The 11245-nt window shown below is 71.6% G+C and carries 10 protein-coding genes; 4 read left to right on the top strand and 6 right to left on the bottom strand.

Features of this window, described 5'->3' with window-relative positions:
* The first annotated feature begins 125 nt into the window (after nucleotides 1-125).
* On the top strand, nucleotides 126-1766 hold the full coding sequence (locus tag ACIBH3_RS15230) for an ATP-binding cassette domain-containing protein (protein WP_396312419.1): 1641 nt from the start codon (nucleotides 126-128) through the stop codon (nucleotides 1764-1766).
* Nucleotides 1767-1851: 85 nt separating this feature from the next.
* Here the strand turns inward: ACIBH3_RS15230 and ACIBH3_RS15225 are convergent, their stop codons facing one another.
* From ACIBH3_RS15225 to ACIBH3_RS15215, 3 genes are all read right to left on the bottom strand, one after another.
* The gene (locus ACIBH3_RS15225; protein WP_396312418.1) at nucleotides 1852-2685 is read right to left on the bottom strand and encodes a PIG-L family deacetylase; all 834 of its coding nucleotides are present in this window, start codon (nucleotides 2683-2685) and stop codon (nucleotides 1852-1854) included.
* 153 nt (nucleotides 2686-2838) lie between these two features.
* Nucleotides 2839-5430, bottom strand: a complete 2592-nt coding sequence (gene lanL / locus ACIBH3_RS15220) for a class IV lanthionine synthetase LanL (protein ID WP_396312417.1) — start codon at nucleotides 5428-5430, stop codon at nucleotides 2839-2841.
* A gap of 2 nt (nucleotides 5431-5432) precedes the next feature.
* Entirely contained in the window at nucleotides 5433-5600 is a 168-nt protein-coding gene (locus ACIBH3_RS15215; protein WP_396312416.1) for an SflA family class IV lanthipeptide, read from the bottom strand.
* A gap of 458 nt (nucleotides 5601-6058) precedes the next feature.
* Between ACIBH3_RS15215 and ACIBH3_RS15210 the strand changes: the two genes are divergently transcribed.
* Nucleotides 6059-6739, top strand: a complete 681-nt coding sequence (locus tag ACIBH3_RS15210) for a Tat pathway signal sequence domain protein (RefSeq protein WP_396312415.1) — start codon at nucleotides 6059-6061, stop codon at nucleotides 6737-6739.
* Nucleotides 6740-6831: 92 nt separating this feature from the next.
* On the opposite strand, the gene ACIBH3_RS15205 is transcribed toward ACIBH3_RS15210, so the two are convergent.
* The 3 genes from ACIBH3_RS15205 to ACIBH3_RS15195 form a co-directional block, all read right to left on the bottom strand.
* Nucleotides 6832-7539, bottom strand: a complete 708-nt coding sequence (locus ACIBH3_RS15205; RefSeq protein WP_396312414.1) for a M24 family metallopeptidase — start codon at nucleotides 7537-7539, stop codon at nucleotides 6832-6834.
* Nucleotides 7540-7844: 305 nt separating this feature from the next.
* Nucleotides 7845-8192, bottom strand: coding sequence for a gamma-glutamylcyclotransferase family protein (locus tag ACIBH3_RS15200; RefSeq protein WP_396312413.1), 348 nt, complete (start codon nucleotides 8190-8192; stop codon nucleotides 7845-7847).
* A gap of 105 nt (nucleotides 8193-8297) precedes the next feature.
* Nucleotides 8298-9056, bottom strand: coding sequence for a class I SAM-dependent methyltransferase (locus ACIBH3_RS15195; RefSeq protein WP_396312412.1), 759 nt, complete (start codon nucleotides 9054-9056; stop codon nucleotides 8298-8300).
* Between the two features lie 260 nt (nucleotides 9057-9316).
* Between ACIBH3_RS15195 and ACIBH3_RS15190 the strand changes: the two genes are divergently transcribed.
* Nucleotides 9317-9562, top strand: a complete 246-nt coding sequence (locus ACIBH3_RS15190; RefSeq protein WP_396312411.1) for a hypothetical protein — start codon at nucleotides 9317-9319, stop codon at nucleotides 9560-9562.
* A 577-nt stretch (nucleotides 9563-10139) separates the two neighbouring features.
* A complete protein-coding gene (locus ACIBH3_RS15185; RefSeq protein ID WP_396312410.1) occupies nucleotides 10140-11060 on the top strand; it encodes a hypothetical protein in 921 nt (306 codons plus the stop codon).
* Nucleotides 11061-11245: the final 185 nt, after the last annotated feature.

Raw genomic sequence — 11245 nt, 5'->3', positions numbered from 1 at the left:
CGATCGGTCGACTAACTATCATACGATGAGCCATAGTTGATGATCCATCACAAGCTCGGGAATCCGTCAGGCGGCCGGCGGAATTGAATCGCCCATCGAGCGTTCGGCGGCTAGGATCCGCTCCCATGGGCTACCTCGAAGCCGCCGGCCTCGGTCACGTTCTCGCCGACGGTCGCGAGCTGTTCCACGACGTCTCCTTCCGGGTGCCGGCAGGCGAAACGGTCGCGCTCATCGGCGACAACGGTGCGGGCAAGACCACGTTGCTGCGCACCCTCGCAGGCGAGATCCCGGCACAGCAGGGATCGTTCCGCTCCCAGGGCGCCGTCGCGGTCATGCCGCAGTTCATCGGCAGCCTGCGCGACGACCGTACGGTCCGGGACCTCCTGCTCACCGTCGCGCCGCCGTCGCTGCGGGCAGCCGCCGCCTTCCTCGACGCGGCCGAGCTCGCCATGATGGAGGCCGACGACGAACCCACCCAACTCCGCTACGCCCAAGCGCTGGTGGACTGGGGCGAGGCCGGCGGGTACGACTACGAGGTGCTCTGGGACACCGTGACGGTCGCCGCGCTCGGCATCCCGTTCCAGGCAGCGCAGTACCGGGCGGTGGCGACGCTGTCCGGCGGCGAGCAGAAGCGACTCGTCCTGGAGGCCCTGCTCCGGGGCCCGGCCGAACTGCTGCTGCTGGACGAACCGGACAACTACCTGGACGTCCCGGGAAAGCGCTGGCTGGAGGAGCAGCTCGCCCAGACCCGGCAGGGCGTGCTGCTGATCACCCACGACCGCGAGGTGCTGAGCCGGACGGCCGGCCAGGTCGTGACGCTGGAGGGCGGCACGGCCTGGACCCACGGCGGCGGATTCGCCACCTGGGGCGAGGCCCGTGAGGCCCGCTGGCAACGCGCAGCCGAGCTGCGGCAGCGCTGGAGCGAGAAGCATGAGCAGCTCAAGGACCTGGTCAGGACCTTGCGTCAACAGTCCTCCATCAGTGACGAGATGGCTTCGCGCTACCACGCGGCCCAGACCAGGCTGGCGAAGTTCGAGGCGGTCGGGCCGCCGCCCGCGCCGCCGCGCCGGCAGCGGGTCGCGCCGGACCTGCGCGGTGGCCGGACCGGCGTTCGGGCGATCACCTGTCGCGACCTGGAACTCAGCGGTCTGATGCGGCCGTTCGACCTGGAGGTGTTCTTCGGCGACCGGATCTGCGTGCTCGGTTCGAACGGATCCGGCAAGAGCCACTTCCTGCGCCTGCTGGACGAGGCCGGCGGGGGCGCGGCCGCGACCGTGGCACACACCGGCGAATGCCGGCTCGGCGCACGGGTCCGCCCCGGGCTGTTCGCCCAGACGCACCGGCACCCGGAGTGGGCCGGCCGGACGCCGGCCGACATCCTCGGCGGCGGCGAGGGCGACCGGGCCGGGCTGGACCTGGAGCGCGCCATGTCGGCCCTGAGCCGCTACGGACTGGCCGGCGCCGGCCGCCAGAACTTCGAGACCCTGTCGGGCGGGCAGCAGGCACGCTTCCAGATCCTGCTGCTGGAACTCGCCGGGGCGACCCTGTTGTTGCTGGACGAACCGACCGACAACCTCGACCTCATCTCCGCCGAGGCCCTGGAACAGGCCCTGGCCGCCTTCACCGGAACAGTGGTGGCGGTCACCCACGACCGCTGGTTCGCCCGGGTGTTCAGCCGCTTCCTGGTCTTCCGGGCGGACGGCCGGGTGACGGAGGCGGACGAACCGGTTTGGGACGAGGGCCGGGTCGGCCGCGTCCGCAGCTGACCCTGGCCCCCGCCGCGAGCAGCCCTTCGGGTCGTCCTGCGGATGTGCAGACGGCGGGCCCCGAGCCGCCCGGCTGGGCCGGGGATCAGCGCAGTCCGGCGAAGAGGTCGTTCTCGGGCACGGCAGCGCCGGTGGTGTCCTGGACCCGTACGAAGGTCTCCACGCCCATCAGCTCGGTGAACCTCTCCTTGCCCATCTTCAGGAAGAAGATGTTCTCGCCCTGGCTGGCGTGCGCGGCCAGCGCATCGAACTTCTGAGCGCCGAACTCGGTGGTGTCCACCCAGGTGGTGATCTCCTCGTCGGGGAGTCCGATCTCGGGCATCGCGGCGGCCTCCGCCGGATCCGGCTCCTCCCAGTCCGCGCCGAACTCGCGCATGACCTCCCCGAATCGCTGCATCATCGAGCGCGGCGCCGTCGTCCAGTACACCTTCGACGTCATCCCGGTCGTCGCCAGCGCCGCCATAGTGATGCGGTTCGCCTGGATGTGGTCGGGGTGGCCGTAGAACCCGTTCTCGTCGTAGGTCACGACCACATCGGGCTGGTAGCGCCGGAGGAGTTCGGCGAGGCGGGCGGCGCCCTCCTCCACGGGTGTCCGCCAGAAGGACCCGGGCGCGTCGTTGGCCGGCCAGCCCATCATCCCGGAGTCGGCGTACTCCAGCAGCTCCAGATGACTGACGTTCAGGACCTCACAGCTCGCCTGGAGCTCTTGGCGACGCATCGCGGCGACGGCCGCCGGATCGTGTCCGGGCTCGCCCGGCTTGACACCCCCCGGTCCGTCACCGCAACCGCCGTCGGTGCACGTGACGAGGACCGTGCGAATCCCCTCCGCCGCGTACCGCGCCAGGACACCCCCTGTTCCGGTGGCCTCGTCGTCGGGGTGGGCGTGCACTGCCATGAGTGTCAAGGGCCGGTCAACCATGAATGCCATCCTTCGGTCTGAAAAGTGCTCGGTCCGAGTCTGCGGCACGCGGGTAGCTGCTCGCCCGCAATATCGGCGTGACCGGGCACTGGGGAGACCCAAGGAGGTGCTCGGGGCCCAGGAATCCTACGGAGCGACTCGCCCCGGAGCCGGTCAGTCGATGAGGCCGAGCCGCTGCCCGCCCCGGTCGTGCAGTCGCCTGAGGAAGGCGAGCACGCCGGCGGAGCCGCCGGCCCAGGTGGCGCTCGACCGGGTCAGGCCGGTGTCCGGGAACACCGGACGAGTCGAGGTGCCGCCGCTGCGGCTCAGGATGATCGCGGCGACGGTCTCGGCGGCGTCCCAGAACTCCTCGGCCCCGGACGCCTTGGCGACGTCCACCATCAGGTCACCGACCCCGGACAGACCGCAGCACTGGGTGACCAGGGGCATGCGCGGCGCAAGCCGGGCGCAGGTGCGCGCGCTCTGCCGGGCGAGGACGAGGTAACCGGGTTCGCCGAGGCGGTCGGCGGCCCGGACGAGTACCGCCCCGATCCCGGCCAGGCCCCGGCACCACGAGCCGTAGCGGCGTGTCGCTCCCGGGCCGGTCGCCGCCGCGACGATGCCCGGTGTGACGGCGGCGAGGTGCGCGCAGGCCCGCCCGGCCCTGCGGACGGCGCCGGGATCCCCGGTCGCGCTCGCGTACTCGAGCAGGAAGTACGCGACACCCGCCTCGCCGTGCGCAAGTCCTTCGCGCAGGGCGGCACTGCCGGCCGTACCGGCGCCCGCGGGCGTCAGCCGGGCCCGGTCGGACGCCAGCATCCGGTCGCACTCGGCGGCGACGGCGAGGTGTCGGTCGGCGAGCCGGCTGTTGCCGCCCGCGAAGGCGTGGCGGGCGAGAAGCAGGCGGCCGATGCCGATTCCGGCGACGCCCTCGATCAGGTCCGCTTCCGGCAGCCCGCCGTCGGGTCCCCGGGTCGGCAGGGCGGGGTGGTCTCCCGGCCCTGCCGTGCTCGCCACGTCCACGTCCAGGTCCCCGGCGTCCGGGGTCGCCGCCGCCTCGGCGAGGAAGAGCTCGACGCCGGTACGGCCCGAGTAGAAGCCCGGTGAGAGGCTCCTGGACCGGCTCGCCGTCCATTGCCCCAGGGCGTCGACGGCTTCGCGCACCCCGCGTCGGTGGAGGTGGTGAAGGAGCTCCAGGCCGAGCCCCGAGCTTCCGCCGTAGACGTCGACGGGCGTCGGGATGTTCGCGCGTGCGGCGAGCACGGGGTCTGCGATCCTGTGGGCCTCGTCGACGCAGAACGCGGTCGTGTGCTCGATGATCTCCTCGAGCAGGCCGCCGTCGATTCGGAGCCGACCGGGCTGCCCGGATGCCCGGGACACCTCGGGCAGGCCGAGCACCCTGGGCGCCCCGGTGCGGAGCCGGTCGGCGCCGGCCGTCCGCACGGCCGGATCGAAGCTCATCAACTCGGCGATCGCGGCCCGGATCCGCCGGTGGTCCTCGCCGGGCAGCGCCCACGCCAGGCCGGCGAGGGTGCGGTCCCGGTTGACGGCGGCGTCGGAGTCGACGATCACCGGATCCATGCCGGTGGCGGCGAAGCAGAGGGTCGCGCCCAGGGCGTAGTAGTCGTCGGCGGGCTCGGCCGGTCCGCTCGCACGTCGAACCGGGTCACTGTAGCCGGGGGTCGAGCCGTCCGGGCCGACGCCGGCCAGCGCGCTGATCCCGAAGTCGATCACATGGCATCGACCCGTGGCGTCGAGCACGACGTTGCTGGGCTTGAGATCACGGACGACCACGCCCCGGAGGTGGATGCCGTCCAGGACACGGAGGAGCCGGGCGGCCAGGTCGGGGAGCGAGCGTGACGGCCGGGCCTCGTCGTCCTGGTAGGGGCCGTTCTCCTGGACGTCCCGCCGCAGGTCCCGATCGCCGCAGCTGGTCATCACCAGGTACTCGTCCGAGCGGTGCCGGAAGTAGTCGAGCGCGCGGGGCACCCCCGTGACGGTGCCGAGCGCGGCCAGGACCCTCCGCTCGTTGCGCAGCCGGTCGCGGGTGTCCGCACCGGACTCGTCCTCGGCCACGAAGGCCCGCGCCTGCTTGACGACCACCGGCAGCCCGGTGACCAGGTCGACGGCGCGGTAGACGTTGCCCTGCGGTTTGCGCGCGATGCCGACGGTGACCCGGTAGCGTCCGCCGCCGAATCCGGGGGAGGAGCGCGGCCGGGCGCCGTGCCCCGGCCGGTTCTCGAACGGATCCTCGGCCCAGGGCGGGCAGCGGTATGCACCGCCGGCCAGGCCGTCGAAGACCCGACCGTCCGGGCCCACCATCACCGACTCGAGCCGCCCGCTCCGGCCGGTCCGGTAGTCACCGGTGAAGGGCCCGTAGCGGTAGTAGACGGGGGAACGCGGATCGACCCGCCGGTCGCTGACGATCTGCGGGCCCTCCCGGCCGTGCAACACGGCGACGAGTTCGTCGGCGAGCCCGACGACGACGCCGGGTACCGGATAGACCGTGATCGCCTTCCCGACGGCACCCGCACTCGACGCACCGGAGTTGATCACGCGCAGGGTCTCCGGACTCCTGGCCCACTTCGCGTGGCAGACGTGGCTCAACAGCACCGGCAGGACGAGGCCGGTCACGGCCCTGAGGTCGCCGGGTCGAGCCGAGACGTGCAGTTTCCAACCGTGGTCCATCGCCGGCATCCGCGGATCGTTCAGGTACGACCAGGTGTCATCGGACCATCCGCTGCGGCCGGCGATGGACTCGGTCACCGTCAGGAGTTCAGATCGCAGGCGAAGCGGGTGGTTGCCGTCACCCACGGGTCGGCGAGACACGCCGTGGCGTCGTGGTCGTTGCGGTCGTCGTCCTCGAACACGATGGCCTCGTCGTCGACCACCAGCGGACCCGCGTCGCGGATCTCGTCGATCATGGTTACGGGCATGTGACGCCTCCAGGTCTTGTCGTGCGTCCGGCGACGGCGCGGGTTGCGCCCGCCGCAGACCGCCAGGCCCGGTGGGGCCGGGATCCTGACCCCCGAAGGTAGGTAGGAATGATCGCCCTGACAAGGGGTCAGAGCACATGAATTTCACAGAGTGAACACATGCATGGAGGAATGGTGTGCTCGGTTGGGCTGTCGAGCGCCCTGTCGAGCGCCCCGCCACCTTCGGGGCCGATGGTGGAAGTCCGGGCGCTGTCGTCCCGCCGTACCGCGGCGCCGCTGCATGACGTCGGTCCACCGGCCCTCCCGCTTGTTGACGAGAAGTCAGCAAGTTCCACCCGTTGCCTTGACGGTGCATGGACATGGCTCTACAACGTAGTCAGCTCCCCGATCCCCCACGGTCCGGGAGCAGCGAAAGGTTCGCCTTCTCGATCTCCCCTCACCGAGGAAGAGGCCTTCCCATGCGCCGTCACCGCCACCTTGCCGCAACCGTCACCGTCGCCGCCGCGTTCGCACTGGGCGCGGTCCCCGCGTCCGCGATGCCGGGGCCCGTCGCCACCCCGGTGCTGACCGCCGGCGGCGCGGGCGGCACCGTCGTCGCGGTGGGCGACGCGCTCGCCGCACCGCTCGCCGCGAACACCCGCGCCACCTTCTACTCGACCGCGACCAGCACGACCGGCGTCACCTGCGCCGTCTCCCAGCTCTCGGCCAAGGTGCTGGGCAACCCGGCGGCGCCCGGCACGGCGACGGAGTCCCTGACGGGGCTGACCTTCGGCTCGTGCACCAGCAACGTCACCGGTGTCACCTCGGTCCGCAGCCTGACGGTCGGCAACCTTCCCTACGGCATCGCCGTAGACGACGGCCCCGGGCTCCCGGTCACCCTCGCCGGTGGAGCCGGCGGACCGATCCAGGCCACCGCCGCGCTCAACACCTGGTTCGGCACCATCACCTGTGTCTACCAGCTCAGCGGCGCGTTCAGCGGCAACGCCGACAACGCCGCCCACAGCCTGGCCTTCCGCAACGAGCACTTCGCCAAGAGCGGCGGCTCGGCCCTCTGCCCCGGCGACGGCTACTTCTCCGCCACCTACGGCCCCGTCGCCGACACCACCCAGCCCGGCAGCCCCGCAGTCCACGTCAACTGACCCGCCCGGGCCCGACCGGCGACCCAATGCTCACCGGTCGGGCTCCTCCGTGTACGTGCCCTCGCTCCTGTTGCGAGTTCCAGGTCAGGTCATCAGGCCAGGTCCAGAAGCTGCTCGTAGAATCCGCCGAAGCCGCGCTCCTGGTCGATGAGGTGCAGCTCCAGGATCCAGTGGCAGGTCCGGCCCGCGCGGTCGGTGCGGCGGAGCGGGGAGTGGTTCTCGGGGGTGATGTAGGACTGGGCTTTGGCGCCGTCGTTGGTCTCGTGCGGGAATTCGCCGACGAGGTGGCCGGTGTGCCAGATGCCGATGGTCCAGCCGGCTTCGGCGGCGAGGCGTTCGACCTCGGTGTAGAGCCGGGCGCCGGTGACGTCGGGGTGGGCGGCGAAGAAGGAGCGGCCCGCGTCGAAGATCCGAGGGAGGTCGTGCAGGAGGCGCTGCTTGCGGGGGTCGTCGCCGAGGACGTAGGTGCGGCCGAAGTCCGCCTCGTACTCCTCGAAGATGGGGCCGAAGTCGGCGAAGGCGATGTCGTCGGGAGCGATGACACGGTCCGGCGGGTTGTCCTGGTACGGCCGGAGAGTGTTGGGGCCGGAGCGGACGATGCGCTTGTGCCAGTGCTTGGTGGTGCCGAACATCTCGTTGGCCAGGTCGCGGATACGGTCGCTGACCTCCCGCTCGCCCGCGCCGGGGGCGACCAGGCCCCGGGCCTCGACCTCGGCGAACAGGGCAATCGCCTTCTTCTGTGCCGCCACCAGGCCTTCGGCCCGCTGGGCCTCCAGCTCGTGTGATGCCTCAACCGCCATGTCGGCCAACCTCTTTCGCCGCTGCTGATGCTGCCTTTGCAGTGATCGGATCGGGAACGGGCTCGGGCCGGGTCGGCGACTGTCGACGTCCACGCTTCAGGCCGCGCGGCCTGCCCGCGTCCCGAACGCGTCCCTGACGACGGTCGCCGCCCACCCCTCAGCCTACGATCACCATGCATCGTGCACATGCGAACGAGTGGTGCCAACTCAATCAGGAGTCTCCGCATGCCGAACAGCATCACCGGCCCGGCGTGACACCGCGGGGCGGCCGGGTCCGCCGAGCGGCGGACCGTCGGGCGGCGTGCTCAGGCGCCGAGGTAGGCCCAGGCCTTCGTCCCCGACCGCAGAACGATCGGGGTCCTGACGTAGTCGTCGACCTCGTAGTCGTCGGCTGCGGCGAGTTCGGCGTCGGTGATGGTGAAGACACTGCCCTCCACCGCGTCGCCGTCGTCGGTGGAGGCCACGACCAGGGGGTGCCGGTCGGTGCCGCTGGCCGCGATCACCTCGGGGTCGGTGATCGCGATGTAGGTCAGCCGGTAGCCGGGCAGCGCGTCGGCCTGCCCTTCGAGCAGCCTGCCGAACCGGGCGAGCTGGACCTCCGGAAGCTGCAACGTGCCGTAAGAGAAGAGCTGGTGTGAAGCCTGATCATCCATCAGGAAGCCCCTAGCAGAACTCGATCACCGACTGGACCACCCAACCTATCGAACTGATGCTTCAGGGCGCACGGCGCATCCTCCGGTGGGACGGTCCGCGTGGGTTCAGTGGCTGACGATGAGGCGGACGGCTCCGTGGAACTCGGGCCGGCTGCGGTGCGAGCCGTAGCGCTCGTCCCAGACGCCGGACTCCAGGTCGGCGGCGAGCGCAGCGGCGACCCGCTCCTCGACCCCGGGCGCCAGGAAGCTCCACGCGGACTGCGCGCGGCGTACGGCCGGATCGAGCAGGGATTCGGGGCGCGCGTAGAAGGCCTCGGTGAACCCGTCGACACAATCCGAGGGGATCGGCACCGGCTGTACCTCGGCTCCGGGGCCGAGTGCCGCGGTGATGGTGTCGACGGTGGGGAAGCGGCCCGCTTCGACCTGTTGCAGCTCCGGGGCGTAGTCCATCAGCCACATCCGGCCGAGCTCGGCAGGGTCGAAGGTGAGTACCAGCACCGGCCCGCGGGCGACCCGGCGCATCTCACGCAGCCCCGCGACCGGGTCCGGCCACTGGTGGAGGGTGACCATCGCCATGGCGGCGTCGACCGCGTCGTCGTCGAAGGGCAGCGCCTCGGCGACGGCGTGAATGGCCGGTGCCAGATGGGCGGGGCGTTGACGGCGCATCTCGGCGGAGGGCTCGACGGGCAGTACGTGGCGGTCCAGCGGCTCGTACGATCCGGTGCCGGCACCGACGTTCAGCACCGTACGGGCGTTGCCGAGCGCAGCGTGGACCCGGGCCGCGATACGGGGGTCGGTGCGCCGGATCCGCGCGTAGCCGAGGCCTATCTGCCCGTAGTCCGCGTCGCCCGCCAGCTGCGTCATTGATCTCCCCCATCGTCCGTCGACAACACCGTCACGCTTGGATCTACGACCTTAGCTTCCTCCACATCGGCGGGCCCGGACGTTCGCCGCCTGCTCGCCTGGAGCTGGGGCCCGGCGGCGGGCGCGATGCAGCCACGCCGACCGCCAGCAACTGTGTGGTCGGTGAAGGCTTCTGACTTCAGGTCCGGTGACTCGCACAGACGCGTCTCGTGCGAGCGATGGGGACCGGAGGAAGCTGTTGGCGAAGGAAGAACCCGTCGTTGCGCGGCTTCGTCGCCGCGACAGGCGGCGGCGACTACCGGGCGGTGTTCGCGTGGGCGGAGCTCGACCCCGGATTCGCCAAGAGCCAGGTGCTGCTCGCGGTGCCCGAGGACGGTGTGCCCCTCGATGACGCCGCCGGGCCCCGCCTGGTCGCTCCCCAGCACTCGAAGGGCGGCCGGTACGTGTCCGAGGTCAGCCAGTTGTGGGTCGGCACCGTCGACCCGGTGGTCGACGGTGGGCACTGAGCCGGGTGACGCACGGGCTCCGGGCGCGTCGTCGCTGTTCGTCGCGCCGGGCGGCGTCGGGGCGGGGGAACTACATCGGGCGGGCGTTGCCGGAGGACTGGAAGACCGGGCCAGCCCACAGTGGCGGCAAGGTGTTCCCGTGCCCGCAGCCGGTCGACCCGAGGAGCGCGCCCCGGATTTCCGTTATCGCCGCGTCCGTCGTCGGTCTCCTGTGATGTGAGGCCCCACATTCCTCGGGCCCCGCAGCACCACGGGCCAGGCGTATCAGGGCGCCATCGGCTCAGGACGTGTAGGAGGCCGACCATGGACGTCGCCGTCATACCTGGCGCATCACCGGCGTGGCCTTCGCCGCCGAGACCGTGATCGGTGGTGGGGTGTTCCCGGCGGTCTGCGGTCGGGTCCGCGGGCCGTGGTGGCAAGGCGGCGGCCGGTTGCTGCGGGCGCGTGTGTGTCGTGCGCGCCTGACAGGGCGGCCGAGGCTGTGACCGACCCCCGGCCCCGGCCCCGGCCCTCGCTCATCTGCTCATCTGCTCATCCGCGCTCCCTCCTCGGCGCGCTCGTACCGGAAGACCTGCTGATGTTCGCTTCTCCTCGCTCGCTCTCCCGTCGTCGACCCGTCGCAGCCGGTGCGACGGCCCTGCTCGCCCTCGTGCTGACGGCGTGCGGTTCGTCCTCGCACTCCGGACACGCGGGCATGCCGGGCATGGACCACGCCGCGATGGCATCGCCGGGCGCGGCCTCCTCGGCCATGCCGCGGATGCCCGGGATGCCCGGGATGGCGGCGGGCGAGGGGCTCGCCGCCGAACTGGACGGCTACCGTCTGGACTCCCCGGTCGTCGGTCTCCCCTCCGGCCAGGCGGTGAGCTACCCGTTCACCATCACCGGCCCGGACGGCCAGCCGATCACCGACTTCGCCGTCGCGCAGACCAAGAAGCTGCACTTCTACGCGATCCGCTCGGACCTCACCGGCTACCAGCACCTGCACCCGACGATGGCCGACGACGGCACCTGGACCACCGACCTGGCCGCCCTCGATCCGGGCAACTGGCGGCTCTACGCCGCCTTCACCCCGAACACCGGCCCCCACAAGGGCGGTGAGTTCGTCCTCAGCCGAAGCGTGACGGTGTCCGGCGAGGCCGCCGCCGCTCCGCTGCCCGCCGCGGCCGACAGTACGACGGTGGACGGCTACACCGTCGCCGTCCACGGGGAGCCGATGGCCGGGATGGCCCACAAGGTCACCGCCACCATCAGCAAGGACGGCCGGCCGGTCACCGATCTCCAGCCGTACCTTGACAGCTACGCCCACCTCAGCGCCTTCCACGAGGGCGACCAGGCGCTGGCCCACCTCCACCCCCTGAACGTCGTCGACGGGGACCACGGCGGGCCGACGCTGACCTTCCACGCCGTGCTCGGCAAGTCCGGGAACTGGCGGGTCTTCCTCCAGTTCCAGACCGCAGGGAAGCTGCACACCGCGGTACTCACGATGCACGTCGCCTGACGCGCAGTCGCGCGGCGGGGGCGTGCGGCAGTGGTGGGGGGAGCCGTGGGGGGAGCCGCTCCGGTGGCGCCCCCACGGCGCGGGAGCAACAGCGGGTTGTGCCGGCACGTCAGCCAACGAGGTTTGAACCGCTCGTCAGCCGGCCGACCCCGCCCGACATGCCGGTCGTCTCCCTCAGGACTTGA

It is taken from the genome of Kitasatospora sp. NPDC050543 (assembly GCF_044457565.1).
GTDB lineage: Bacteria > Actinomycetota > Actinomycetes > Streptomycetales > Streptomycetaceae > Kitasatospora.
The sequence above is the reverse complement of the archived record's forward strand: the minus strand, read 5'-3'. Positions and strand labels throughout refer to the sequence as shown.